Source organism: Microbacterium helvum, assembly GCF_014779795.1.
Classification (GTDB): Bacteria; Actinomycetota; Actinomycetes; order Actinomycetales; family Microbacteriaceae; genus Microbacterium; species Microbacterium helvum.
Map to the genome: position 1 here is coordinate 131,429 of NZ_JACXZS010000006.1, position 26,021 is coordinate 157,449.

Annotated in this window: 19 protein-coding genes and 1 riboswitch; of the genes, 10 read left to right on the forward strand and 9 right to left on the reverse strand. The window is 72.4% G+C overall.

Annotated features, from left to right (window positions below):
- Positions 1–151 precede the first annotated feature (151 nt).
- From IF188_RS10620 to IF188_RS10640, 5 genes are all read left to right on the forward strand, one after another.
- A complete protein-coding gene (locus IF188_RS10620; RefSeq protein ID WP_191171779.1) occupies positions 152–3,895 on the forward strand; it encodes an AAA family ATPase in 3,744 nt (1,247 codons plus the stop codon).
- On the forward strand, positions 3,892–10,713 hold the full coding sequence (locus IF188_RS10625) for a hypothetical protein (protein WP_191171780.1): 6,822 nt from the start codon (positions 3,892–3,894) through the stop codon (positions 10,711–10,713). The genes IF188_RS10620 and IF188_RS10625 overlap by 4 nt, the downstream gene beginning before the upstream one ends.
- Positions 10,713–11,222, forward strand: a complete 510-nt coding sequence (locus tag IF188_RS10630; RefSeq protein WP_191171781.1) for a Pycsar system effector family protein — start codon at positions 10,713–10,715, stop codon at positions 11,220–11,222. The genes IF188_RS10625 and IF188_RS10630 overlap by 1 nt, the downstream gene beginning before the upstream one ends.
- Before the next feature lie 80 nt (positions 11,223–11,302).
- Positions 11,303–11,944: a LysE family translocator gene (locus IF188_RS10635; protein WP_191171782.1), complete on the forward strand. Its 642-nt coding sequence runs from the start codon at positions 11,303–11,305 to the stop codon at positions 11,942–11,944.
- Positions 11,945–11,954: 10 nt separating this feature from the next.
- Positions 11,955–12,815 carry an HAD family hydrolase gene (locus IF188_RS10640; protein WP_191171783.1) on the forward strand — a complete coding sequence of 287 codons (861 nt, stop codon included), beginning with the start codon at positions 11,955–11,957 and terminating at the stop codon, positions 12,813–12,815.
- A gap of 6 nt (positions 12,816–12,821) precedes the next feature.
- On the opposite strand, the gene IF188_RS10645 is transcribed toward IF188_RS10640, so the two are convergent.
- The 4 genes from IF188_RS10645 to IF188_RS10660 all read right to left on the reverse strand — a co-directional run bounded on the left by IF188_RS10645 (position 12,822) and on the right by IF188_RS10660 (position 15,742).
- Complete coding sequence (locus IF188_RS10645; RefSeq protein WP_191171784.1) at positions 12,822–13,220, reverse strand: VOC family protein; 399 nt, start codon at positions 13,218–13,220, stop codon at positions 12,822–12,824.
- Positions 13,221–13,243: 23 nt separating this feature from the next.
- Positions 13,244–14,083, reverse strand: coding sequence for an SDR family oxidoreductase (locus tag IF188_RS10650; RefSeq protein WP_191171785.1), 840 nt, complete (start codon positions 14,081–14,083; stop codon positions 13,244–13,246).
- A gap of 109 nt (positions 14,084–14,192) precedes the next feature.
- Positions 14,193–14,966, reverse strand: a complete 774-nt coding sequence (locus tag IF188_RS10655; protein ID WP_191171786.1) for an enoyl-CoA hydratase/isomerase family protein — start codon at positions 14,964–14,966, stop codon at positions 14,193–14,195.
- Between the two features lie 14 nt (positions 14,967–14,980).
- Positions 14,981–15,742, reverse strand: coding sequence for an SDR family NAD(P)-dependent oxidoreductase (locus tag IF188_RS10660; protein WP_191171787.1), 762 nt, complete (start codon positions 15,740–15,742; stop codon positions 14,981–14,983).
- Positions 15,743–15,865: 123 nt separating this feature from the next.
- On the opposite strand from IF188_RS10660, the gene IF188_RS10665 reads away from it, so the two are divergent.
- Entirely contained in the window at positions 15,866–16,216 is a 351-nt protein-coding gene (locus IF188_RS10665) for a DUF488 domain-containing protein (RefSeq protein ID WP_224751727.1), read from the forward strand.
- Positions 16,217–16,237: 21 nt separating this feature from the next.
- Entirely contained in the window at positions 16,238–16,963 is a 726-nt protein-coding gene (locus IF188_RS10670) for an aminoglycoside 3'-phosphotransferase (RefSeq protein ID WP_191171789.1), read from the forward strand.
- A gap of 6 nt (positions 16,964–16,969) precedes the next feature.
- On the opposite strand, the gene IF188_RS10675 is transcribed toward IF188_RS10670, so the two are convergent.
- From IF188_RS10675 to IF188_RS10685, 3 genes are all read right to left on the reverse strand, one after another.
- Positions 16,970–17,767: an energy-coupling factor transporter transmembrane component T family protein gene (locus IF188_RS10675; RefSeq protein WP_191171790.1), complete on the reverse strand. Its 798-nt coding sequence runs from the start codon at positions 17,765–17,767 to the stop codon at positions 16,970–16,972.
- Entirely contained in the window at positions 17,764–19,251 is a 1,488-nt protein-coding gene (locus tag IF188_RS10680) for an ABC transporter ATP-binding protein (protein ID WP_191171791.1), read from the reverse strand. Before IF188_RS10680 ends, IF188_RS10675 begins: the two co-directional genes overlap by 4 nt.
- Positions 19,252–19,261: 10 nt before the next feature.
- Entirely contained in the window at positions 19,262–19,906 is a 645-nt protein-coding gene (locus IF188_RS10685) for an ECF transporter S component (RefSeq protein WP_191171792.1), read from the reverse strand.
- A riboswitch (TPP riboswitch) is annotated at positions 19,899–20,008 on the reverse strand. (Overlaps the previous gene by 8 nt.)
- 38 nt (positions 20,009–20,046) lie before the next feature.
- On the opposite strand from IF188_RS10685, the gene IF188_RS10690 reads away from it, so the two are divergent.
- Entirely contained in the window at positions 20,047–21,804 is a 1,758-nt protein-coding gene (locus IF188_RS10690) for a D-alanyl-D-alanine carboxypeptidase family protein (protein WP_191171793.1), read from the forward strand.
- A gap of 135 nt (positions 21,805–21,939) precedes the next feature.
- Here IF188_RS10690 and IF188_RS10695 read toward each other — a convergent pair whose 3' ends face one another.
- A complete protein-coding gene (locus IF188_RS10695) occupies positions 21,940–22,917 on the reverse strand; it encodes an aldo/keto reductase (protein ID WP_191171794.1) in 978 nt (325 codons plus the stop codon).
- Positions 22,904–24,199 carry an L-fuconate dehydratase gene (locus tag IF188_RS10700; RefSeq protein ID WP_191171795.1) on the reverse strand — a complete coding sequence of 432 codons (1,296 nt, stop codon included), beginning with the start codon at positions 24,197–24,199 and terminating at the stop codon, positions 22,904–22,906. The genes IF188_RS10695 and IF188_RS10700 overlap by 14 nt, the downstream gene beginning before the upstream one ends.
- A gap of 146 nt (positions 24,200–24,345) precedes the next feature.
- Between IF188_RS10700 and IF188_RS10705 the strand changes: the two genes are divergently transcribed.
- Positions 24,346–25,206 carry a fumarylacetoacetate hydrolase family protein gene (locus IF188_RS10705; protein WP_191171796.1) on the forward strand — a complete coding sequence of 287 codons (861 nt, stop codon included), beginning with the start codon at positions 24,346–24,348 and terminating at the stop codon, positions 25,204–25,206.
- On the forward strand, positions 25,203–25,961 hold the full coding sequence (locus IF188_RS10710; protein ID WP_191171797.1) for an SDR family NAD(P)-dependent oxidoreductase: 759 nt from the start codon (positions 25,203–25,205) through the stop codon (positions 25,959–25,961). Before IF188_RS10705 ends, IF188_RS10710 begins: the two co-directional genes overlap by 4 nt.
- Positions 25,962–26,021 lie beyond the last annotated feature (60 nt).

Here is a 26,021-nt window from a genome sequence, read left to right on the forward strand (position 1 = left end):
ACCGGACCTGCGCCCCTCGATACTGCACTCGACAGCCTCTGGTGCGAGGAGCGAGTTGGTGCCATTCTTGCCCCAGAGGTCCGCCGGGGGCGGCCGTCTGGGGAGACGGCGGGGACCAGACTGGGGAAGGGGAACCGCACTGGGCGCGCACGTGACGGCGGCGGCGCTGACGCCGCGGCTGCTCCACGGTCTGGGCGACCTCGAGCAGCGGATCCTGCGCGTCGACGGCACGGCCGTCGTGGTCGACATCTCAGGCTTCACGACGCTGTCGGAGCAGTTGGCCGCAGCGGGCCGCGAAGGCACCGAGCAGCTCATCGCCACGCTGTCGCGCATCTTCACGGTGCTGCTGCCGGCGACCGACGACGGCGGCGACGTCGTCAAGTTCGCGGGCGACGCGCTGTTCGTGCTCTTCACCGGCGCCGATCACGCCCGCCATGCGGCGCATGCGGCGTGGAACATGAACCGCGTGCTGACGGCGGTCGGCGACATCCACCTGCCCTTCGCGCGCACACGGCTGCGCATGTCGGTCGGCGTCCACTCCGGCGTGTTCGTCTTCTTCCTCACCGGCGAGGGGTCGGTGAGCGTCGTGCTCGCCGGTCGCGATACGAGCCGGGTGCTCGAACTGCAGTCCGCCGCCCAGCCCGGGCAGATCCTCGTGAGCGATGGGACCGCAGCGCTCCTTCCCGCCTCGCTCGTGGCCGCAGCGACCGTCGACGCGCCGGGTGCGCGGCGCCTGGTGAAGGGCGGATCGGTGGCCGCGGCATCCCTTCTCTCTCTTCACGCCGGACGCGGCGAGGCGGCCGAGCACTTCCTGCCGCGGGCGTTCGCGCAGCGGCCCGATCTGCTCGGCGCCGACCCCGACCACAGATGGGCCGCGATCGCGTTCGTGCAGGTGTCGGGAGTACCGGACGATCCGGATGCCGCCGACCTGGCGCGGATGGACCGTCTCACCCGCCTCGTGGACGATGCCTGCGCCGACACCGGCGCGACGCTGCTCGACGTCGATCCGGCGCCGGGCGGGTACCGCTACTTCCTCACCGCGGGCGCGCCGACCACCCTCGAAGACCCCGAGGGGCGCCTCGTGACGGCGGCGCTGCGCATCGTGCAGGAGGGCGCGGGCGACTACGCCGTGCGCGCCGGCGTCACGAGCGGCCGCGTGTTCGCCGGGTTCGTCGGCGCCCTGTACCGGCAGACGTACACCGTCATGGGCGATCCGACCAACCTCGCGGCCCGGCTCGCGGCACGCGCGCAGCCAGGAACGGTGCTGGTCGCCCGGTCGGTGCTGGAGCGCACCGCACGCCCGTTCGCGTCGGACGACGCGGGAGTCATGACCGTCAAGGGCAAGACGGCCGAGATCCCGGTTGCGGTGGTGACCTCGACGGAGGGCGGCACGCCGCTCTCCGAGCAGGCGGCACCGTTCACGGGTCGCGCCGCGGAACTGGCACGGCTGCGAGCGCTGCTGACGGATGCCGCACACGGGGTCGGCGGCGTCGTCACGGTGACGGGACCGGCGGGCATCGGCAAGACCCGCCTCGTGGAGCACGCGCTGGCCGAGACCCCGCTGCCGGTGTGGCGCTCGCGCGGCGACCGGTACGGCGCCTCCACACCGTACCGAACGACGCAGTCGCTGCTGCGGCCGCTGCTGGGCATCCCTCCGGCTGCGACCCCGGCAGAGGCCGCACAGGTGCTGATCGACGCGGTCGCGCAGCACGCACCCGCCCTCGCGTCGTGGGCGCCGCTGCTCGGCGCCGCGGTCGGGGCCGACGTGCCCGAGACGCCTGAGACGACTGCCCTGGACGACGGGTTCCGCGCCGAACGGCTCGCGGGGGCCGTGCGCGAGTTCCTCGGCGCGCTGCTGCCCGATCCGGTGTGCCTCGCCGTGGACGACGCGCAGTGGGTCGACCCGGCCTCGGCCGCCGTGCTGACGGAGATCACGACGCATGACCTCCGGCATGCCGTCGTGCTCGCCCGGCGGCCCGACCAGGGCGGACTCGAGGCGCAGGGCGACCACCTGGAGTTGGAAGGGCTGCCCGACGACGACATCCGCGATCTCATCGAAGCGGTCGCCGGGCGGACGCTGCTGCCTGCGGATGCGCGCCCCGTCGTCCAGCGTGCCGCCGGCAATCCGCTGTACGCGATCGAGCTGGCGGTGGGACTGGCGACCGGCGACGACGCCCTCGGGATCGAGCAACTGGTGGGCGAGCGCATCGACGCCCTGAGCGAAGCCGACCGCACGTCGCTCCGGCGCGCCGCCGTCCTCGGCATGCGCATCCCGATCGGACTGTATGTCACGTGCGTCGGCTCTCCCCTCATCGACGGCGACTTGGGTGCGTTCCTCGAACTCGGCGCGGATGCGGTGTCGTTCCGCAGCGAGCTGTTCCGCGATGTCGCCTACGGCCAGCTGACCTTCCAGGCGCGCCGCGAGCTCCATCGGGCTGCGGCACGTGTGCTCGAGGCCCAGCCCGCGCTCGGCGGGACTTCGCGGGCCGTCATGCTCGCCGCGCACTACACGGCCGCCGAGGACTGGGAAGCCGCGCGCGTCGCTGCGCGCGACGCCGCCGAACAGGCCGCCAAGTCCTTCGCGCTGGAGGAGGCGGTCCACAGCTATCGGCTGGCCGTCGACGCCGCGCAGCGCTCGAAGGACGCCGGGCTCGCCGACCTGCTCGAGGCGCTGGGCCGCGTCAGCGTGGCCGGAGGCTGGGCCAAAGAAGGCCTCGACGCCTTCTCGGCGGCACGCAAGCTCATCTCGGACGCCGTCACGCGCGCCCGGATCGATCAGGAGCGCGCCTACGCACTGGCGATCCTCGGACGCCAGGACGAGTCGGTGCGCGTGCTGCGTGCGGCCCGTCGTGCGCTCGTCGGCATCGGCGAAGACGGGCGCAGCCTGCTGGCGGCCGTGGACGTGACCGAGGCGGGTCTGCGGCTGCGGCAATCGCGGTGGCATGAGGCCCGCGCGCTCGCGGAGGGCGCCGCCGGGCTCATCGACGAGAGCAGCGCGGACGACACCGAACTGCGCGTGCTCGCCGACGCGCTGCGCTACAGCGACATCGCCTCGGGTGAGATCGACGGGGACGCGGGGATGCATCACCTGCCGCGTGCGCTCGAGCTCTACGGCCGGGCCGGCGACGAGCTGTCGAAGTCGAAGGTGTACAACGTGCTGGGGGCGCGCGCCTACTACCGCGGGGATTGGACAACGGCGGCTGCACTGTACGAGCAGGCGGGTGCCGCCGCCGAAGCGGCCGGCGATGTCGTCGGCGCGGCGATCGAGCGCGCGAACGCCGCCGAGGTGCTGATCGACCAGGGTCGTCTCGACGAGGCGCGGCCGCTCGTGACGGATTCGCTGCGCGTCTTCACGGCCTCCGACAACCCGTACCTCGTGGCGTTCGTGACCGGCTTCGCCGGCCGGATCGCCCATCGCAGCGGCGACCTCGACAGCGCACGGGACTGCTTCCGCGCCGCCGCCGACGGGTTCGCCGCATTGGGCGAGACGGATGCCGCGACCGACGCCGGCGTGCGACTGCTCGAGACCACGATCGATGCGGGCGACGCGGCGCGGGCCGACGAGCTCGCGGCCGGCTTGGCGGGTGCGTCGGGCGGCCCTCGCCTGATCCGGCAGCGGGCTCGGCTGGCGGCTCGCGACGGCTCGGACGCGGAGGCGCTGCGACTGTGCCTGGAGGCCGTCGAGGATCCCGACGCCGTCCCTCTCGAACGAGCGCTCTCGCTCGCGCAGCTCGCGCACCTCGTCCCCGACCCCGCCGCGGCCCGCGCCGAGGCAGCGCGGCTGCTCGCCGAGCTGGGCATCGTCGACATCGAGCGCATCACCGACTCCTCCCCCTTCGGTGCGGCCGGCGCCGCGTCCTCCATCCCAGCCCACGAAGGCGAGGCTCCCTCATGACCGCACACGCCCGACTGCCCCTCGAGGTCGCCGCCGTCGTCGCGATAGGCGCGTTCGTCGTGAGCATGGTGCCCTCGCTCACGGCGCCGGCGCCCGCCCGGGCCGCCGTCGACCCCGCGCCGACTCCGACGGCGTATACCGTCTCGGCGCCGGCGGACGCGGCATCCAGCGATCCCCAGATCAGCGCCGACGGGCAGCACGTCGCCTTCGTCTCGACGGCCGCGCTCGTGCCCGAAGACACGAACGGCCTCGCCGACGTGTACGTCGCCACGGCGATCGCGGGATCGGACGACCCGTTCTCGGGGGCCCCGGCCCTGGTCAGCACCCCCGGCCCCGCGCTCGTATCCGACGGCGCCAGCGCCCACCCGGCGATCAGCGCCGACGGGCGGTACGTCGTGTTCGACAGCGTCGCGAAGAACCTGGTGCCCGGCGCGCCCTCATCGGGCACGCGACAGGTCTACGTGCACGACACCGTGCTGCAGAGCACGACGATGATCGCGGCCGGAGGCGTGGAGCCGAACGGCGCCACGAGCCTGCCCGACATCAGCGCCAACGGCCGGTGGATCGTCGTCGCCTCGGTGGCCGGCAATCTGGCCCCCATCGACACCGACGGCCTCTCCGACATCTTCGTGGTCGACCGCGACGCCGACACCGACGGCTCGTACACGACGATGACCGTCACCCAGCAGACCCCGCTCGCCGACGCCGCCGATTACACCCGGCCGCGGATCAGCGGCAACGGACAGTACCTGCTCTACAGCGAAGCCCGCACCGGCGACAGTCAGCGCCCCGGCAGCGACATGTATCGCGCCCAGGTGGGCGACGTCCTGAGCGGGTTCAACGGGACCGTCTTCGACCGCTTCAGCCGTGACGCCGACCTCGATTTCACCGGCACGACAGTCGCCGACATCTCGCTGTCGAGCGTGTGCGGCGCCGGCGAGTCGCTCGTCGTCTACCAGTTCGTCGATCCGCAATGGCTGGCGGTGACGGTGGGGTCGCGCAATATCGACAGGTCGAGCGGCAGCATCTCAGACGTGGCGATCTCGGCCGACGGCACCGTGGTCGCGTGGTCGTCGAACCAGCCGGGTATCGACGCGGGCGGTGTGCCGGTGCCGGTGCCGGGATCGGTGATCCGCACCGAGCACCCGTCGTTCGAGGACGCGTGGGCGCTGTCTGCCCAGAACGTCCTCTGTGCGCCCGAGCACGCGCAGCAGCCCGTCACGCTCGCCGAGGGCACGGCCGTGTCGCTGTCGGTGAGCGGTCGCACCGTCGCCTACTCCGACCGACCGGAGGATGCCGCGACGAACGCCGTCCGCGCGATCGACACCCGCTCCGGCAACGGGCTGGCGGTGACGACCACCCAGGGCGTGATGCTGGCACCCGTCTACATGACGCAGATCAGCACGGTATCGATCCCGACCGCCGCGATCCACGACTACGGCGCCGCATTCGCCGGCGCGCCGATCTACCGCCTGCCGATCTACCGGCTCCCGATCTACCGGCTGCCGATTTACCGCCTGCCGATCTACCGGCTCCCGATCTACCGCCTGCCGATCTACCGACTCCCGATCTACCGGCTCGACCTGCCGGGCGGATGGACGCAGGCCCTCGTCGACACCCCGTTCGAAGGCCAGTCGGACGTCTCGCTGACGCTCGCGCAGGTGCTCGAGTGGGCGGCCGCCACGCTCGACAGCGAGACGGCGACGGACGCCGAGAAGGCGGCAGCCCGCCTCATCCGCAGTCTCACGCTGGACGACATGGATCTCGCCGGCAGCGGCATCGACGCCCTCAGCCTCGGCGCGCTGATCCTCGGGGCGGCTCCGCTCCCCCAGGTTCCCATCGGCGGGATCGGATCCACGACCGAGCGCTGGCAGTCGGTCGTCGACGACCAGGGCGTCGACGCCACTGTCGACGACGCCACGGTGCTGGCCGATCTCGACTACGCGGGCGTGGAGGTCTCACGCACCGGCGTCGACGCCGTGCCGCTGAACGCGCTGCCGATCGCGCAGACGATGCTGGACGCGTTCCCGATCGCATCCACACCCGGCAGCGTCGGACTGCTGGTGCAGCGCACCGCCATCGGCGAGCTCGACGTGTCGCAGCTGTCGGACCCGAGCCGCATCTTCGCCACACCTGTCACCGGCACGATCGCGGCCAACCTCGCCGCGGTGAAGCCCGGGGCCACCGCGGCGGACCTCGCCGCCGTGGCGCCGGCATCCATCACCTTCGGGGACCTGCTCGCAACGCTCCTCGACAACGCCAGCTACCCGTGGGAGCAGATCGCCCCGACCGCTCTCAACCCGCAGGCGGCGAGCGCCATCTCCAACTACTACTGCACCGGATTCTCGCGCTGCGTGCGCGACGCCTGGTACTCGTTCTCGTTCGATCCGGGTCCTGGCGAGTCCACCGTCTTCCGTCAGTCCACGGCAGAAGTGGTGCTGCCGGCCGGGTCGGTGCCGCTGGAGACCGACATGGCCGCCGCAGGACCGCTCGTCGGTCTGGGCAGCACGCCCACCGAGCCGACATCCTCATCGAAAGAGACCGCCCGCTTCGCCTTCGGCGACGTCGCGGCAGGCACGGTGATGACCTACTTCGTGCAGTATCAGATCTCGGCGCTGCCCGGCGACGGCGTCTCCACCGGAACGCTGACCTCGGGCGAACTCACCGCGCAGCTGCAGCGACCGTATTCGCGACCCGCGTCGGAGTATCGCGAGACCGCCGAGCACATGTCGCAGCCCCTGCTCGAGAACTCGATCTACTACGGCTGGCTGTCACCGTCCTACACCGATGTCGACGGTGTGTCGGTGCCCGGCCCGTCGACGCAGGTCGACCTGTGGCTGGCGAATCCCGCGCCCGTCGGCAAGCGGCTCATCGTGTCGACGAACGCGACCGACGGTCAGCTGTCGATCTCGCTGTATCGCCCCGAGTCCGACACGACCGGGCTGGGTGTGGCTTCGGTCGGCGCTGCGCCCGGCACGGCTTCGGGAGAGGGGTCAGCCGGGACGGCCGGCGCGCCGGCCCAAGCGGGGGCGGATGCCGGCACCGCCGTGGCCGGCAGCGTGCTGCTCGATCAGTCCACGGTCACAGGCTCCGGCGCGGCGACCGTCGAGGCTGCCGGGATCGAGACGACGCCCGGCCAGCCGCTGACGATCCGGGTGACCAGCAGCGACGGCCAGCCGAGCAGGGCGCTGTACTCGCTGCGGGTGCAGTATGTCGATGAGCCCGGCGGGCCGATGTGCGCGCCGTGGCAGGCGCCGCAGACCGCGGACCCCGGCGTGGTGGGCACCAGCGACGACATCACCGCCGAGACCGACACCGTCTATGTCACCGACACGCAGCGCTTCGGCGACCTGTGGACAGCGCAGGGCGCCAACGACGTGCGCGCCGCGCTCGGCTCGCTCGACGGGACCGGTGCGACACCGGTGCACGGCGCGGTGCTCTCGGTCGACGCGTCACCGGAGGTCCGCGCGGCGCGAACCCAGCTCGACCAGGACCCGTGCGACATGAGCGCGCGCGCCGCGCTCGTGAAGGCGATCAACACGTACCTGAACGCGCAGATCGGCGACGACCGTTCGCACATCACGTCGATCGTGCTGATCGGAGGCGACGACGTCATCCCGTTCGCGCCCGTCGCCGAGCACACCGACCAGTTCACCGAGCAGTCGCACGCCGACGATCTGCGCCGCCCCACGGCGCCGGACGGCTCGCCGTGCCCCGCGCCCGCGGCGGGCGCCGTCGACGTCTGCGCGACGCCGCTGCAGGCCGCCGCAGCGACCGGGCATCTGCTGACCGATGACCCGTACGGCCTGGCGATGGCGTACGACACCCTCGGCGGTACGCTCTACGTCCCCTCGGTCGGGCTCGGACGTCTGGTCGAGACGCCCGCGCAGATCGAGGACGCCGTCGCCCGGTTCGCCTCGAGCAGCGGCGTGCTGCGGGCCGACTCGACGGTCACGGCGGGCTACGGCGCGTGGAGCGAGCTTCCGCAGGACGTCACCGACGCCCTCCAGTGGCGCACCGGATCGCCCACCGCCCCGCTGGCCGCGCCGTGGACGAAGGCGGACGTGCTCGCCGACGTGTTCCCCGGCGACGGCGAGAGCGCGCGCGTCGTCTCGCTGAACGCCCATTTCTCCGAGACCGAGATGCTGCCCGGTGTCGACGGCGCCGAGGACGGCGTGTTCACCGACGAGGATCTGCTGTCGGCGGCATCCATCACCGACGCACAGGCCGTCAGCGGCGCGCTCGTGTTCACGATCGGCTGCCACGCGGCGAACAATCTGCCGACGTCGTACTACGGCGACAGTCCCGACTGGGTGGACGTGTTCCAGAACGCCGGCGCCTACATCGGCAACACCGGGTACGGGCTCGCGAGCAGCACCTCGAACGCCCTCGGCGAGCGCCTGCTCACGCTGTATGCCGACTGGATCGGCGTGACCGCGGGCGGCCGCACCATGACGGCGGCCGATGCGCTGACACAGGCGAAGCGCGCGTACCTCAGCGGGCTCGGGCTCTACTCCGGCTATGACGAGAAGGTGCTGATGGAAGCCGTCTACTACGGGCTGCCGATGTACACCTTCGCGGGCTCGACCAAGAACATGCCGCTGCCCGAGCTGCCTGCCGGCCTGACTCCGGCCACGACCGTCGGGTCGCTGACGGCGGCCTCGCTCACACTGCACCCCGACTTCTCGGTGAAGCCGGGGCCGGACGGCACGACGTACCTGACCGCCGACGGCGAAGCGCCGGTGGCGGTGTCAGGTCAGCCGGTGCTCCCGAAGACCACCGCGCGGCTCGCCGCCGCCCCCGAGGGGATGAAGGCGCGTGGAGCGCTCATCCGGGGAATGACGTCCGAGAGCAGCGAGACCATCGCGCCGTCGATCGCCGAGAACACCGTGGGCGTCGACGCCGTCGACGATGCGACACGCTCGGCGGTGGCGTTCCCGTCGTCGTTCGCGCACGTCACCACGCAGCAGACGCCGACCGGTCCCGTGGATCTGCTGGTCGTCACGCCGGCGCGGGTGCAGGCACCGGTGGGCGGCACCGGCATCGTCGAGCGGTTCAGCGACATGAGCATCGATGTCGAGTACGGCCCGGCCTCGTCCGACGACGACGTCGAGCCCCTCATCACCGCCGCGCACCTGACGAGCGCCGACGGCGTCACCACGATGCACGCCACCGCTGACGGCACCGGCAGCGCCGTCACGGCGCTGGTGCTGCTCGTCCAGCCGCGCGGCGGTTCGCGGTGGGAGTCCGTCGAGCTCACCGAGTCGGACGGCGTGTGGTCGGGGGCGGTGCCCGTCGACGGACCGTTCCGCTGGTTCCTGCAGGCCGTCGACGCCGCGGGCAACGTGGGTGTCGACACGGGTCGCGGGCACCTCGACGTCGGCGGGGTGACCGCCCCCGAGCTCGGCGACCCGGGACCCGAGATGAAGGTGCCGCTCGGCGGCCGGGTCACGCGCAGCATCGTCGTCACCGATGCCGAGCCCGGCGAACGCCTCACCGGCTCGTTCGTCCTCTCCGGCGAGGGCGGAGGCACGTTCGCCGCCGGCGCCGCCGTGGTCGCCACCGGCGCAGACGGGGTGACCCGCGCCGTGGTCGAGACGAATGCCGCCGTCACCGGCCGTTCCTCGGTCACGGTCACGGTGTGCCGGACCGACAAGTGCGACGAGGCGACGTTCGCGGTGCTCGTGCCTGCGGCGGATCGGCCGCCGACAGCGACCGTGCGGCTGTCGTCCGACGGCCTGGCCTCACCCGACGCCGTGCTGAGCGCGGACGCGTCGGGCGAAGACCCGGACGGCGATCCGGTCGCGCTCGCCTACGCGTGGTCGCGCAACGGCGTCCCACTCGACGGGCGCACCGACAGCACGCTCGACCTCGCCGGCTGGGCCGTCGCGGGCGACGTGATCACGGTCGAGGTCACGCCGACGGCGAACGGCGTCGCCGGCGGCGCTGCACGCGATTCGGCGACCGTCGTCGAACGGGTCGCCGTCGGCCCGCAGATCTCGGCGATCGCCACGGCGGGTGGCGTGGACTACGAGCCGGGCGACTGGAGCGCGGCGCCGGTCACCGTGACGTTCGAGTGCTCCTCGGGAGCGGCGATCGCGTCGTGTCCCACCCCGGTCACCGTCGACGCCGACACCGGCCCCGAGGGCCGCACCGTCTCGGGCACCATGACCGATGTCCTCGGCCGCACCGCGACCGCAGAGGTGGTGGTCAAGCTCGACACTGTCGCCCCGGCGCTCGCTCCGACGGTGACGCCGAACCCGGTGACGCTCGGCGCCGCCGCGACGGCCGCGCCGAACGCGACCGACGAGGGCTCCGGAGTGGCGTCCCAGTCCTGCGGCACTCCCGACAGCGCTGCGGTCGGCGAGAAGACCGTCGCGTGCGAGGCGACCGACAACGCGGGCAACCGCGCCACGGCGGTCGCCGCGTTCACGGTGGAACCGCCGCGCTGCGCGGGCCAGCTCGACCGGACCGCGCTCGACCCGGTGAACCTCGACGGCACGAGCGTGTTCCCCCGGCCGTCGGGCGTGACGGTGCGGTTCGCCGCCTGCGACGCCGCGGGCACGCCGGTCGGCACGAAGAATCTCGTGAAGGCGGTCACGCAGGTGTCGAAGACCGCGCTGCCGGCCGGGGCCGCGGTGAACGAGATCTTCGTGCCGCCGGTGTCGGGCAGCGCCGACAAGTTCACGTACGCGAAGGACACCGGCGCCTGGTCGGGCACCGTCCAGACGTCCAAGCTCGCGAGCGGCTACCGCTATGTGTTCCGCGTCGACCTGCGCGACGGCACGTCGTTCACGGTCACGTTCGGGGTGCGCTGATGTCCGAAGACGGCCTCACCCGCGACACCGCCGCGCTCGCAGCCGACATGCTCACCGAGGTGCGCGACGAGATCGACCGCGCCGACCAGAAGGCGTCGCTGCTCATCGGGTCGCTCGGCATCGCGTTCACGATCCTGCTGAGCGGAATGATCGGCGGCGACTGGACGCCGGTCGCGCTCAGCGCCTTCGGGGCGACCGTGTGGCTGCTCGGCGTCGTCACGGCCGGCGCCTCGGTCGTCGCCGCTGCGGCCGCGGTCTGGCCCCGCCTGAGTCGCGGACCGGGTCCGGGCGCGATCACGTACTGGGGGCAGATCCGCGGGCTCGGCTCGCCCGCCGAGGTCGAGCGAGCACTCACCGAACGCGGGCTGCATCCGCCCGAGCGCACGTTCCAGCAGCTGCTCGTGCTCTCGGCGGTGGTGCAGCGCAAGTACCGGGCGATCCGGCTGTCGATGGCCCTCGCCGGCGTCGGCGTCGCGCTCATCGTCGTCGGCTTCCTGCTCACCGGCTGACGCTGCCGGCTCGTCTCCCCGGTGGGGTGGGGGATGCCGGCGGCCGGGCGCGCGTCGTCCGCCCCGGCTACGCTCGACTCGTGGTGCCTGTCGAGAACCTGCTGGCGTTCACGCTGGCCGCCCTGGTGCTCATCGTGATCCCCGGCCCGAGCGTGCTGTTCACGATCGGCCGCGCCCTCGCGCTCGGCCGCATCGGCGGTCTGCTGAGCGTCCTGGGCAACGCCCTCGGACTGCTGCCGGTCATCGGACTGGTGGCGCTCGGCGTCGGCGGCATCGTGGCGCAGTCCGTCGTGCTGTTCACGATCCTCAAGGTCGCCGGCGCGCTGTACCTGATGTACCTCGGCGTGCAGGCGATCCGGCACCGCCGGCGCGCGGCCGCCGACGCGGCGAGCGCCACCGTGGTCGCGAAATCGGCCTGGCGGCAGCTCGGCGAGGGGTTCGTCGTCGGCGTGACCAACCCCAAGACGATCGCGTTCTTCGTCGCGGTGCTGCCGCAGTTCGTCGACCTCGATTCGGGCTCGGTCCCGCTGCAGATGGTCGAGCTCGGGCTCGTGTTCTTCGTGATCGCCCTGCTGTCGGACGGCGCATGGGCGCTCGTCGCGGCGGCGGCACGGTCCTGGTTCGGCCGCTCGCCCAAGCGCATCGCCACGCTGTCGGCGACCGGCGGCGGCCTCATGATCGGCCTCGGCGGCATCCTGCTCCTCACCGGCAACAAGCACTGAAGGACGACCCATGGCCACCGCATCCCGTCGCCGCATCGTCTTCATCGACGTCGACGGCACGATCCTCGAGCACGGCTCGCACATCGCGCCCGGAACGCCCGACGCGATCCGCGCCGCCCGCGCGGCGGGGCACCTCGTGTACCTCGCGACCGGGCGCTCGGCCTCCGACATCCATCCGCGGGTGGCCGAGATCGGGTTCGACGGCGCGGTGACCAACTCGGGAGCGCTCGTCACCTCGGGCGGCGAGATCGTCATCGACCGCCCGCTCACGCGTGAGCACGCCGACCGTCTGGTCGCGGCGCTCAAGGCACGAGGCATCCGATACTTCCTCCAGACCCGCGACGGCGTCTACGCGTCCGACGACATGGCCGAGCTCATGCGCCGGTACGCGGCCGCGCTCGAGGCGCGGGAAGCGGCGGGTGAAGAGGTACGGCCCGAGGACTCGCTCGTGGGCCTCGCCCAGCGCACGTTCCCGAGCGTCGACGAGGCGGACCTCGACCGCATCGACAAGGCGGTGTTCGTCAGCGATCATGCCGAGGGCATCGACGAGCTCCGCGCCGACCTCGGCGACGAGTTCCTCATCGTGCCGGGCAGCATGCCGCTGCCCGGTGGATCCAACGGCGAGATCAACGAGGCCGGCACGACGAAGGGCTCGGCGATCGAGCTGCTGCTGGCACAGCTGGGGATCGACGCGGCCGACGCCATCGCGATCGGCGACAGCTGGAACGACATCGAGATGTTCGAGGTGTGCGGCGTCGCCGTCGCGATGGGCAACGCGCACCCCGAGCTCAAGGAGCTCGCCGACTTCGTCACGACCGACGTGCTCGACGACGGCATCGCGAACGCCTTCCGCCGGCTCGGGCTGGCCTGACGACCGTCAGGTCTCGTCCGGCGCGACTCCGGCTGCGCCGGCCTCGGCCCCCAGGTTCACCAGGTTGCCGCTCGGGTCCCGCACCTGCGCGACGCGCTCGCCCCACGGCATGTCGGCCGGCGGCTGCTCGGCGCGGCCTCCGGCCGCGAGCCACGCCGCGTACGTCGCATCCACGTCGTCGACGTAGAACCACAGGGCGGCCCGGTCGCCGACCGACGGCGGCAGCGCATCGATGTCGTGACCGATGCCGAGCGACATCTCCCCCAGCTGCAGCGACACGTACTCGTCGACGCCGCCGTCGCCGAACCGGTACGCCACGGTCGCGTCGAGCGCGCCCTCGTAGAACCGCACGAGGGCAGGAAGGTCCCGCGTCAGGAGGATGGGGAACAGGCTCCGTACCGCCATGGCCCCACCCTACGACGGCCGGATCAGTCGAGGAAGATGTCGGGGAACAGCTCCGAATCCGGCGTGCCGGGCACCGCGGCGTAGCCCGAGAAGTCGGTGACGCCGGCCGCTTCGAGCACATCCTCGACGATGAGTGTCTGCCCGGTGTACTCGCGCGACGGCTTCGTGAAGATCTCGTACGCGGCGTCGGCGTACACCTCCGGCGTGCGGCTGACCTTCATCATGCGGTCGCCGCCGAGGGCGAACTGCACGGCGGCCGTCGCGATCGTGGTGCGGGGCCACAGCGTGTTGGCGGCGATGCCGTCCTTCGCGAACTCTGCCGCGAGCCCGAGCGTCGCCATCGTCATGCCGTACTTCGCGAGCGTGTAGCCGGTGTGCCCGCCGAGCCACTTCGGCGAGAGGTTCAGCGGCGGCGACAGCGACAGGATGTGCGGGTTCGGGGAGTCCTTCAGGATCGGCACGGCGGCCCGCGAGAGCATGAACGTGCCGCGCACGTTGACGTCCTGCATGAGGTCGTACTTCTTCGCATCGAGGTCGAGCGAGCGCGACAGGTCGATCACCGAAGCGTTGTTGACGACGATGTCGATGCCGCCGAACTCTCCCTCGGTCTTCAGCACCGCTTCGGTGATGTCGTCGTCGTTGCGCACGTCGCCGACGATCGGCAGGGCCCGGCCGCCGGCATCCCGGATCGCCTCCGCGGCGGAGTGCACGGTGCCCTCGAGCTTGGGATGCGGGGTGTCGGTCTTGGCGAGCAGCGCGATGTTGGCGCCGTCGCGGGCGGCGCGCAGGGCGATGGCGAGGCCGATGCCGCGGCTGCCGCCCGACATCAGGATGGTCTTGCCGGCGAGGGGCTTGTCGGTCATCTCGGGTCCTTCCAGGTGTCGAGATCGTGGTTTCTCGCCGAGATCACATGTTGTTCGCGTCGACGAGGTGGTCGCTCGGCGAGAACGCGGTCTCTCGACGTCAGGCGGGTCAGGTTCGGGAACGGGATGCCGCGGCGAAGGCCCGCACGCGGGCCCGGGCCTCGTCGGTGTCGAAGCGGGCGCCGATCGAGGCGGCCTCGTCGTCGAGGTTGTCGGCGAAGGAACGACCGGCGCCGGTGCGGACGAGCCGCTTGGCCTGTCCGAAGGCCGCCGTCGCGTTGTCGAGCCAGAACCGGGCGACCGTCTCGGCCCGCGCGGCGACGTCGGCGGCCGGCACCACCTCGGTCACGAGGCCCCAGTCCAGGGCCGTGGCGGCGTCGATCGTGACGTCCTGCAGCAGCAGCTGCAGCGCGCGCCGCTGTCCGACGGCCGCGGGCAGCAGCGTCGAGACGCCGAGGTCGGGCGTCAGGCCGATGTTGGCGTAGCGGCTCACGAACTTCGACTGCTCCGAGGCGACGATGTAGTCCGCCGTGAGCATGAGCCCCAGTCCCCCGCCGGCGACCGCGCCCTGCACGGCCGCGACGATGGGCGTGGCTGATTCGACGAAGGTGCGGATGCCGTCGTGGATCGTGTGCGCGGCGCCCGTGACGTCGGCGCCCGAGGCCCCCGACGTCGCCATCTCGATGACGTCGCCGCCGGCGCAGAACGCCGGGCCGGCGGCATCCAGGATGATCGCGCCGACGGAGTCGTCGCAGGTGAGCTCGTGCGCGATGTCGCGCCAGCGCCGGCCCATCTCGAAGCCCATCGCGTTGAGGCTCGCGGGGCGGTTGAAGGTCACGCGCGCGAGGGCGCCGTCGCGCGTGACGAGGATCGAGTCGCTCATGTGGTCTGCATTCCTTACTTCGGAGCCATCCGAATAGCACCGTCGAGGCGGATGGTCTCGCCGTTCAGGTAGCCGTTGTCGACGATCGACATCACCAGGCGCGCGTACTCGTCGGGCTTGCCGAGGCGCTGCGGGTACGGTACCTGCTGGCCGAGACTCTCCTGCGCGGCCTCGGGAAGCCCGGCGAGCATCGGGGTCTCCATGATGCCGGGCGCGATGGTGACGACGCGGATGCCGTAGCGGGCGAGCTCGCGCGCGATCGGCAGCGTCATGGCGTGCACGCCGCCCTTGCTGGCCGAGTAGGCGGGCTGCCCGATCTGCCCGTCGAACGCCGCGACGCTCGCGGTGCTGACGATGACGCCGCGGTCCCCCGACTCCGTGGGCTGGGTCTTCGCGATCGCGGCCGAGGACTGGGCGATGACGTTGTACGTGCCGATCAGGTTGACGCGGATGATGCGCTCGAACGCGTCGAGCGGCGACGGGTTGCCCTCGCGGTCCAGCACCTTCGCGGGCGGTGCGATCCCCGCGCAGTTCACGACCACGCGGAGGGGACGGGATGCCGCGGCCACCGCGACGGCCGCTGCCACCTGCTCCGGGTCGGTGACGTCGGCGGGTGCGAACGCGCCGCCGAGCTCCGCGGCGACGTCGGCGCCGGCCGAGGTCGCGAGATCGACGATCGTCACCGTCGCGCCCGCTGCCGCCAGACGCCGCGCAGTGGCGAGTCCGAGACCGCTCGCACCTCCGGTGACGAGGGCCGAGGCGTCCGTCAGTTCCATGCGTTCTCCTTCGAACTTGGTATCGGGTCCCACATTACGCGGTACTGCGTTCCAGCGCGCATCCTTCGTCGGACGCAGTGTCCACGCTACCCACCTGTCTCGCCGCGGTGTTGGATGAGGGGCATGGAGCTCCGCATCAAGCGCGTGTACGACGACCCGTCACCGGAGGACGGGTTCCGGGTGCTGGTGGACCGGCTGTGGCCGCGCGGACTGTCGAAGGAGCGCGCCGCCCTGGACCTGTGGGCGAAGGAGGTGGCGCCGTCGACCGAGCTGCGCACCGCGTTCCACCACGACGGCCTGTCATGGCCGGACTTCGAGGCCGCGTACCGCGCCGAGCTCGCCGGCCCGACGAAGCCCGCGCTGGACGCCCTGCGCGCCGAGCTCGCGCCGCACCCCGTCGTGACCCTGCTGCACTCGGTGCACGACCCGGAGCAGAACCATGCCGTGCTGCTGAAGGCGGCGCTCCCGTCCTGAATCACCCGGCAGGATGGACGCATGTCGATCCCGACCTCCGACATCGTCGTCCCCGCGAAGGTGCGCGAGCTCGCGCGCGGTGCCGCGCTGGTGCCGGTGTGGCACAACGAGGACGGCGGCCTGACCTTCCGCACCGATGACGGCCGGTACATCAAGCACACACCGCGCACGCTCGAGACGTCGTTCGCCGCGGAGGCCGAGCGCCTGGAATGGGCGGCCGCGTACATCGCGGTCCCCCGCGTCCTCGACATCGGCGGCGATGACACTCATGAGTGGATCGTGACCGCGTCGATCGCGGGGCGCTCCGCCGTCGATCCGGCGTTCCGCGAGGATGCCGCCACCGCGGTCCGCGCCGTCGGCGAGGGCCTGCGGGCGCTGCACGAGGCGCTGCCGGTCTCGGAGTGCCCGTTCGAGTGGACGGTGCCCCGACGGATCGCGAATGCGGCTCGTCGCGGCATCCGCATCCCGGACGCGCTGCGCGAGCCCCCGCCCGTGGACCGGCTCGTGGTGTGCCACGGCGACGCCTGCATGCCGAACACGCTGATCGGCGAGGGCGGCCGGTGGAGCGGGCACGTCGACCTCGGCGCCCTGGGCGTCGGCGACCGGTGGGCCGACATCGCCGTCGCGTCGATGTCCACCCTCTGGAACTACGGCGAAGGCTGGGAGGACGCGCTCATCGCCGCGTACGGCGTCGAGCCCGACCGCGAGCGCCTCGCCTACTACCGGGACCTCTGGAACGCGACCTGACCCCCGTCACGACCAGACGAAGCGGAACGTCCCCAGCGCCACGGCCGCCCCGATGGCGAGGGCCATGATGACCACGCCGCCGAGCAGCGCGACGGCGTCGCGCGCGTGCAGTCGCGACGGCCGCGACCAGGTCCGCGGGATGCCGGAGCCGAAGCCGCGGGCCTCCATCGCGGTGGCGAGCTTCGTGCCGCGGCGCACCGCGAACACGAGCAGCACGAACGCCATCGAGAAGAAGCGGCGCACCGCACCGGTGTCGCCCACACCCCGTGCGCGGCGGGCGAGTCCCATGCTGCGCCAGTCGTCGAGGAACAGGCCGAGCGTGCGGGTGCCGGCCAGCACGCCGAGCACGAACCGCGACGGCAGCCGGGCGACCTGCGCCAGCGCGTCGGCGAGCTCGGTCGGGTCGGTGCGGCCGAACAGCAGGATCGTCGGGAGCCCCAGCGCGATGACGCGCAGGCACACCGCGATCGCGAGCGCGATCGAGTCGTCGCTGACGGTCGCGTACCAGAACGACCAGTAGACGCGGCCGCCCGGCTCGGCATACAGCAGCATGCTGACGCCCGCGACCGGGGCGAAGACCACGATCGGCAGCATCCGCTTCAGAAGGGTCGCGACGCGCAGTCCGGTGAGCGGCAGGCACGCGAGCTGCAGCACGATCGCGGCCAGCGCGCTCGTGATGTCGATCGAGGCGAACAGCGGCACCGACAGCAGCAGGGCCAGCACCACCTTGGTGACGGGGTTGACGCCGTCGAGCCACGCGGCGCGGGTGTCGGCCGCCGGGGCGTCGGCGACGAGCGCGGTCATGACGCCCCCAGGTCGATGCGGTGGGCGCCGAGGTGCCGCAGCACGTCGTCGTCGTGGGTGACCGCGACCACCGTCGTGCCGGCCGCGATCTCGGACTGCAGCAGCGCGACGAGCTCGACCCATCCGCGACGGTCCTGCCCGAACGTCGGCTCGTCGAGCACGATGACCGGCGGCGCGTCGGCGAGCACGGTCGCGACCGACAGCCGCCGCTTCTGCCCGCCCGAGAGCGTGAAGGGGTTGGCGAGGGCCAGCGGCGCCAGGTGCAGACGCTCGAGCAGCTCGTCGACGATCGTGTCGACGGCGGCCGCGGGCACGCCGCGCGACCGCGGCCCGATCGCGAGCTCGTCGCGCACGGTCGAGGCGAGGAACTGGTGCTCGGGCTCCTGGAACACCGTGCCGATCCGCGTCAGCAGCTCGCGCGACGTCCAGCGCGACGGTCGACGCCCCGACCGCCCCGCGAGCTCCGGAGCCGCGCGCACCTCGCCGGACGCCTCGGGCAGCAGACCCGCCAGCGTGAGCGCGAGCGTCGATTTGCCCGCGCCGTTGGGTCCGACGATGCCGGTGGCCGCCCCACGGGGCACGTGCAGGTCGAGCCCGGCGCGCACGATCGCGCGTCCGTCGCGCGAGATCGAGAGAGCGGATGCCGCCAGCGCGGCATTCGGCGGGTCCGGGGCGGGGGCGACCATCGGCAGGTCGATAGGGTGGCCCGGCACCCACACCCCGGCGTCGGCGAGCTCGCGGCCGACGCGGGCGAACACGTCGTCGGGTCGGCCGTCGGCGATCAGGCCGCCGTCGGCGCCCACGACGATGACGCGGTCCATGAGGTCGGCCCACACCGCGGTGCGGTGCTCGATCACGACGAGCGTGGCGCCGCTGGAGGCGACGACGTGCTCGACGGCCGCGCGCACCTCGAGCACCCCCTCGGGGTCGAGGTTGGCGGTGGGCTCGTCGAGCAGCAGCACCCCGGGCCGCATCGCGAGGACGCCGGCCAGCGCCAGTCGCTGCTTCTGCCCGCCCGAGAGCGCCTTGGTCGCACGGCCCAGCGGCACGTCGAGCCCGACGGCTTCGAGCGCCTCGGCAACCCGCGCCGGGATGTCGGCGACGGGGACGCCGAGGTTCTCGCACCCGAAGGCGACGTCGTCACCCACCTTCGACAGCACGACGCCGGCGTCGGGGTCCTGCAGCACGAGGCCGACGCGGCCGCGCTGCTGCTCGGGGCGGACGCCGTCGATCAGCAGCGTGCCGGTCTGGTCGCCCTCGTCGGCGCCGCCGAGCAGCCCCGCGATGCCGGCGAGCAGCGTCGACTTGCCCGCGCCCGAGGCGCCGAGCAGCAGCACCCGCTGCCCGGGCTCGATCGTGAACGACACGTCTCGCACGGCGGGCGCCCGGCGGCCGGCGTAGCGCCAGCCCCACCCCTCGGCCGTGATGCGGCCGGGCCGGGCGGGAGCGGCGGACGCCGACCGTGCGGTCCCGGCGGACGGCACCGCCGACACGTCAGACCTCGCGTCGCGCTTCGCGTCCGGCGGCGAAGCGGCTGAGCGCGCCCGTCGCGGCCAGCGCACGCACGGCGAGCCACCCGACGAGACCGGCGAGGAGGGCGCCCGACACGATGAGCGAGACGAGGTAGATGACGTTGAACTCGACGGTCTTCAGGATGTTGGGCGAGCTGCCGTAGAAGAGCTCGAACACCCACGCGCCGACGCCGGCGCCGACCCCGGCGAGCATCGCGACCGGCAGCGTGAAGCGCCGGTACAGGAACGCGGCGAACACGATCTCGGCCCCCAGGCCCTGCACCAGCCCCGACAGGACGGTCGAGACGCCCCAGACGTTGCCGATGAGCATCGACACGAGCGCGGCGATGACCTCGACCAGCAGGGCGGCGCCGGGCTTGCGGATCACGAGCCCGCCGATGACTCCGCCGATGAGCCAGATGCCGACGGCGATGCCGCCGAGGCCGGGGGTGAGGCCGTCCATCGCGACGAACCAGGTGCCGCCGATGGTGTTCCAGGCCCAGAAGACCAGGCCGACCGCGACGCCGAGGACGGCGGCGACGACGATGTCGACGACACGCCAGCGAAGGCTGCGCGAGCCTGCGGCTGCCGCCGCGACCGATGCGGAAGCGGATGTGGACGCGTGCATGTGTACTCCTCCCTGCGCCGGCATGATCCGGATCAGGTTCGACGGTCGAAGCGTGGGTCGCTTCCTCTCAGCCCGGCTCACCGGACTCCCGTGGTTGTGCCGAAGAGTATACCGCCGGCCGGTCAAGGTATCGTTGGCGGGTGACTCCGGACGACGCCCCTGCGCCCTCGCGCCGTGAGCGTCGCGTGCGCACGGGCGAGGTGATGACGGCCCCCGAGGGCGCGCTCACCGCGCCGTCCGCCGGTGCGGCGGCGTCTGCCCCGCGCACCACCAGCACCGTGCCCGTCGACACGGCCGCCGTTCCGACCTCGATCGCCACAGCGCCGCTCGGGGAGGCGACGGCCTCGTCCGCCCTGCCGATGTTCGCACCGCCGGCAGCGACGACGGATGCGGCGCCCGGTGCAGCATCCCCCGTTCCCGCTGCCACACCCGACGCAGCCGAGGACGGGCTCGCGGGCGAGACCGTCCCGCTGGACGATCTGGATCTCGGCCCCGTCGACACCGACGCCCTGCTCGTCACCGCGCCGGACGCAGCATCGGCTCCCGTGGCACCGCTCCCCTCGGACGGCACGGCGCTGTCGTGGGTGGACCCCGCGACCGTCGGTCGCGTGGGCGCCCCGGGGGATCTCGCGGCTGCGGCGACGCCGTACATCGCGGTGGAGACCGATCTGCTGGCCGACGCCCCCCGCCGCTCGCCGCTGCGCGCGGGTGTGATCGTGCCGACGCTCGCGATCGCGGGCGTGCTCGCGGCGTACGCGGGCACCACGCTGCTGTGGCCGTTGAACGCCGTCGAGCCGACCATCACCCCGATCCAGGCGCAGCCGGTCGCCGCGCCCGCCGCCGTGCCGGCGTGGCCCGCCGAGGGCAGCGCGGCCGAGGCCGTCGAAGGCATCGGGACGCTGGCCTCGACGCCGGACGCCGACGCGATCGCGAGCATCACCAAGGTCGTCACCGCGCTCGTCGTGCTCGACGAGCTGCCCCTCGCCGTGGGCGAGCAGGGCCCGTCGTACCGCTTCACGTCGGCCGACAGCAGCGCATACTGGCAGTACCTGCGCAACGGCGAGTCGGCGCTCGATGTGCCGGTGGGCGGCTCGCTCAGCGAGTACCAGATGCTGCAGGGCATGCTGATCGGCTCGGCCGGCAACTACGCCGACCGTCTCGCGCAGGATCTGTTCCCGTCCGACGCGGTCTACGCGTCCGCGGCGAACAAGTGGCTCACCGACCACGGCGTCCCCGGCATCACGCTCTACGAGCCCACCGGCATCGACAAGCGCAACCGGGCGAGCGCGGAATCACTCATCCCGCTGGCGCAGAAGGCGCTCGAGAACCCGGTGATCGCCGAGATCGTCGCGCAGAAGTCCGTCGTCCTGCCCGGCGCCGGGACGGTCGAGAACACGAACGAGCTGCTCGCCGACCCCGGTGTCGTCGGCATCAAGACCGGCACGCTCGACGCCTGGAACCTGCTCTCGGCCAAGGACGTCACGATCGGCGACACCACCGTGCGGCTGTACGCGTCCGTGCTCGGCCAGCCCGACGACGACGCGCGTCTGGCCGCCTCGCGCGCCATCTACGCACAGCTCGAGCAGGAGCTGCAGCTCAGACCCTCGGTCGCGGCGGGAACCGTCGCCGGCATCGTCGAGACCCGCTGGGGCGACAAGGTCGACGTCGTCTCGTCGGGCGACGCGTCGGTGATCCTCTGGAACGGCGGCGTCGGCACCGCCACGACGACCTTCGACCTCGGCGATGCCCGCGCCGAAGGCGACACCGTCGGCAGGCTGCAGGTCACCGGCTCCCTCGACGACACGACGGTGGACCTCACGCTCGCGGCCGACGTCTCGGACCCGTCGCCGTGGTGGCGCCTGACCCACCCGCTCGATCTCTTCGGCCTCAACGACTGACCGGATGCCGGGCGCCCGGCATCCTCTCCCTCCCCTTCTCTCTGGTTCATTCGTCACAGATGTACGCCGGGAGGCGGTTCTCGCGTACATCTGTGACGGATGAACTGCAAAGAGGTGGGGTCGGGATGCCGGGGGTCAGCGGATCAGGGCCTCCGCGGCCAGCTCGACCCAAAGGGCCTCGGGGATGTCGACGGCCATGAGCTCGGCGTTGCGGCGCAGCTGCTCGGGGCGGCTGCCGCCGACCACGACCGAGCGCACCGCCGGCTCGCGCAGCGTGAACTGCACCGCGGCGGCGGGCAGCGCGACGCCGTGGGCACGGCAGACCGCGACGATGCGCTCCAGGCGCTCCCACAGTTCGTCGGGGATCCGTCCGTACTCGTAGCGGTCGTCACGCGACGGCTCGTCCTTCGCGAGCAGCCCGGAATTGAAGATGGATGCCGTCACGACCCCGGTCCCGTGCGCACGGCAGGCCGGCAGCACCTCGTCGGTCGCCGACTGCTCCAGCAGCGTGTACCGCCCCGCGACCATGATGAGGTCGAGGTCGGCGCTGTCGACGGCCGCCGCAAGCGCCGACGACACCATCGAGCCGATGCCGACGGCATCCACTGCTCCGTCCTCGCGCAGCTGCTGCAGCGCGGGGAACCCCTCGCGCAGGGCCAGGTCGAGATCGTGCCGCTCGGGATCGTGCAGGTACAGGATGTCGACGCGGTCGAGTCCCAGTCGATCGAGCGACTCGTCGAGGCTCGCGCGGATGCCGGCGGCCGAGAAGTCCCACTCGCGACGCAGGGTCGTCGGCACATGGAAGTCGGCGGCGAGGTCCAGCCCGCCGTCGTGGTCGGGGTTCGGTCGCAGCAGGCGGCCGGCCTTCGTCGAGATCACGAACTCGTCGCGGGGCTTGGTCTGCAGGAACGCGCCCAGGCGTCGCTCCGACAGACCCAGCCCGTAGTGCGGCGCGGTGTCGAAGTACCGGATGCCGGCGTCCCAGGCCGCATCGAGGATCGCCCACGCCTGATCGTCCGTGAGCTCGCGGAACAGGTTGCCGACGTTCGCGGCACCGTACCCCAGGCGTGTCAGCGCGGGCAGCGGGCGATGGACAGGCTCAGAGTGCAGCATCCATCGCTCCGAAGGTGTACGCGACGCGGCTCTCGGCCTTCATCTCCATGCCCGCTCCCGGCGCGAGCGGCGGCAGGTAGACGCCGCCGCGCACCTCGGTCGGCACGACGAAGTGCTCGTGCAGGTGATCGACGTACTCGATCATGCGGCCCTCGCGGCTGCCGCTGACCGCCACGAAGTCGAACATCGACAGGTGCTGCACGGCCTCGCACAGCCCCACTCCCCCGGCATGCGGGCACACCGGCACGCCGAACTTCGCGGCCAGCAGCAGGTTGGCGATGTTCTCGTTCACCCCGCCCACGCGCGCGGCGTCGATCTGCATGACGTCGATCGCGCCGGCCTGCAGCAGCTGCTTGAAGATCACGCGGTTCTGCGCGTGCTCGCCGGTCGCGACGCGCACCGGCGAGACTCCGCGCGCGATCGCGGCATGACCGAGCACGTCGTCGGGGCTCGTGGGCTCCTCGATCCACGCGAGGTCGAACCCGGCGAGCGCGGTGACCCAGGCGATCGCGTCAGGGACGTCCCAGCGCTGGTTCGCGTCGATCGCGATCGGGAACCCCTCGCCGCACGTCTCGCGGGCGATGCGCAGTCGGCGGATGTCGTCGTCGAGGTCGGCGCCGACCTTGAGCTTGATCTGCCCGAAGCCGTCGGCGATGGCCTCGCGGCACAGCCGTGCGAGCTTCTCGTCGGAGTAGCCGAGCCAGCCCGGGCTCGTCGTGTACGCCGGGTATCCGGTCGCCAGCAGCTCCTCCTCGCGCTGCGCACGACCGGGCTCGGCCGCGCGCAGGATCGCGAGGGCGTCGTCGGGCGTCAGCGCGTCGGTGAGGTAGCGGAAGTCGACGAGGGCCACGAGCTGCTCGGGCGTCATGCGCGACAGCAGCTGCCACAGCGGCAGTCCCGCGCGCTTGGCCTTGAGGTCCCACAGGGCGTTGACGACGGCACCGATCGCCATGTGCATCACGCCCTTCTCGGGGCCGAGCCAGCGCAGCTGCGAGTCGCCGATGAGCTCCCGGTTGGTCGCACCCAGGTCGTCGAGCAGCGCCTCGACCTCGCGCCCGACGAGATGCGCCGAGAGCGCGTCGAGCGCCGCCACCTGCACATCGTTGCCGCGCCCGATGGTGAACACGAAGGCGTGGCCGTCGATGGCGTCGTCGGCGTCGGTCACGATCCGCAGGTATGCGGCCGAGTAGTCGGGATCGGGGTTCATCGCGTCGGAGCCGTCCAGGCTCAGCGATGTCGGGAATCGGATGTCTGTCGTCTCGAACGCGACGATTCGGCTCACGATGGGGTCTCCTGCAGGGGTTTCGGGTCCGAGATTCGAACTCCCGCAGTTAAACATCGGATGTCTATACTGTCAATCACGCCCCTTGCCCCGCCCGCGGTCACGACCTCCACGCTCGCGTCCGCCCCGGAACCACCAGGAGACCAATGAAGTTCGCGCGCCTCGGCGACCCCGGTCACGAGATCCCCGTCGTCCTCGACGGGGACCGCTGCCTCGACCTGCGCCCCCTCACCGCCGACATCGACGGCGACTTCCTCGCCGGCGACCCCATCGGCCGCACCGCCGCCGCTCTCGCGGCCGGCGAGCTGCCCGAGCTCGCGGAGGCCGACGGGCTGCGCATCGGCGCCCCCATCGCGCGGCCGAGCGCGGTCGTGTGCATCGGCATGAACTACGCCGCGCACGCCGCCGAGTCGGGCTCCGCCCCGCCGCCCGTGCCCGTCATGTTCCTGAAGACCCCCAACACGGTCGTCGGGCCGAACGACACCGTCACGATCCCCCGCGGCAGCGAGAAGACCGACTGGGAGGTCGAGCTCGGCGTCGTGATCGGCCGCCGGGCGTCGTACCTCGACTCGCCCGCGGACGCCGCCGCGCATATCGCCGGATACGTCACCGCGAACGATCTGTCGGAGCGCACGTTCCAGCTCGAGGTGTCGGGGGGCCAGTGGTCCAAGGGCAAGTGCGCCCCCGGCTTCAATCCGACGGGCCCCTGGCTGGTGACGCCCGACGAGGTGGATCCGCAGGCGCTGCGGCTGCGCAGCCACGTCAACGGCGAGCCCCGGCAGGACTCGTCGACGGCCGACATGATCTTCCCCGTCGACCACATCGTGTGGCACCTGTCGCAGTTCCTCACGCTCGAGCCGGGCGACCTCGTGCTGACCGGCACCCCGCAGGGGGTCGCGCTGTCGGGCCGCTTCCCGTACCTGTCGCCGGGCGATGTCGTCGACATCGAGATCGAAGGGCTCGGCGCACAGCGCCAGGAGTTCGTCGCATGGGAGGCCTCGCGATGACCGCGCAGCTGGACGGACTCGTCGCCGTCGTCACGGGCGGCGCCTCGGGCATCGGCGCGGCCGTCGCCCATGCCCTCGCCGACGAGGGCGCGCAGGTCGCCGTGCTCGACCGCGACCCGTCGGGGGCCGACCCGCGCTTCGCCGCGTTCCCTGCGGACGTCTCGTCGCGGGAACAGGTGGATGCCGCCGTCACAGCGGTCGCGGAGCGCTTCGGCCGCATCGACATCCTCGTGAACAACGCCGGCATCGGCGCGCAGGGCGACATCGCCGCGAACGACGACGACGAGTGGGCCCGCGTGCTGTCGATCAACGTGACGGGCATCGCCCGTGTGACCGCGGCCGCGCTGCCGTGGCTGCGGCGGTCGCCCGCGGCGGCCATCTGCAACACGTCGTCGATCGCCGCGACGGCGGGTCTTCCGCAGCGGGCGCTGTATAGCGCGTCGAAGGGCGCGGTGCTGTCGCTGACCCGCGCGATGGCCGCCGACCACCTGCGCGAGGGCATCCGCGTCAACGCCGTCAACCCGGGGACCGCCGACACCCCGTGGGTCGGGCGCCTGCTGGATTCCGCCCCGGACCCCGCCGCCGAGCGCGCCGCGCTCGAGGCCCGTCAGCCCCACGGCCGCCTGGTGTCGCCCGACGAGGTCGCGGGTGCCGTCCTGTACCTCGTCAGCCCGCGATCGGGTTCGACGACGGGCACCTTCATCGAGGTCGACGGCGGCATGGCCGCCCTGCGGCTCCGCCCCCTGGGCAGCTGACCCCAGACGTCCGCATACCGGGTTCTCGAGAGCGGCTCACCACGTTTCGTCTTCGCTCGT

Excerpts from the sequence above, each read along its gene's own strand:
- IF188_RS10710 (WP_191171797.1), top strand. The coding sequence starts at position 25,203 with ATGACCGCGCAGCTGGACGGACTCGTCGCCGTCGTCACGGGCGGCGCC.
- IF188_RS10670 (WP_191171789.1), top strand. The coding sequence starts at position 16,238 with ATGTCGATCCCGACCTCCGACATCGTCGTCCCCGCGAAGGTGCGCGAG.
- IF188_RS10630 (WP_191171781.1), top strand. The coding sequence starts at position 10,713 with ATGTCCGAAGACGGCCTCACCCGCGACACCGCCGCGCTCGCAGCCGAC.
- IF188_RS10625 (WP_191171780.1), top strand. The coding sequence starts at position 3,892 with ATGACCGCACACGCCCGACTGCCCCTCGAGGTCGCCGCCGTCGTCGCG.
- IF188_RS10660 (WP_191171787.1), bottom strand. The coding sequence starts at position 15,742 with ATGGAACTGACGGACGCCTCGGCCCTCGTCACCGGAGGTGCGAGCGGT.
- IF188_RS10650 (WP_191171785.1), bottom strand. The coding sequence starts at position 14,083 with ATGACCGACAAGCCCCTCGCCGGCAAGACCATCCTGATGTCGGGCGGC.
- IF188_RS10640 (WP_191171783.1), top strand. The coding sequence starts at position 11,955 with ATGGCCACCGCATCCCGTCGCCGCATCGTCTTCATCGACGTCGACGGC.
- IF188_RS10705 (WP_191171796.1), top strand. The coding sequence starts at position 24,346 with ATGAAGTTCGCGCGCCTCGGCGACCCCGGTCACGAGATCCCCGTCGTC.
- IF188_RS10655 (WP_191171786.1), bottom strand. The coding sequence starts at position 14,966 with ATGAGCGACTCGATCCTCGTCACGCGCGACGGCGCCCTCGCGCGCGTG.
- IF188_RS10645 (WP_191171784.1), bottom strand. The coding sequence starts at position 13,220 with ATGGCGGTACGGAGCCTGTTCCCCATCCTCCTGACGCGGGACCTTCCT.
- IF188_RS10675 (WP_191171790.1), bottom strand. The coding sequence starts at position 17,767 with ATGACCGCGCTCGTCGCCGACGCCCCGGCGGCCGACACCCGCGCCGCG.
- IF188_RS10665 (WP_224751727.1), top strand. The coding sequence starts at position 15,866 with ATGGAGCTCCGCATCAAGCGCGTGTACGACGACCCGTCACCGGAGGAC.
- IF188_RS10695 (WP_191171794.1), bottom strand. The coding sequence starts at position 22,917 with ATGCTGCACTCTGAGCCTGTCCATCGCCCGCTGCCCGCGCTGACACGC.
- IF188_RS10685 (WP_191171792.1), bottom strand. The coding sequence starts at position 19,906 with ATGCACGCGTCCACATCCGCTTCCGCATCGGTCGCGGCGGCAGCCGCA.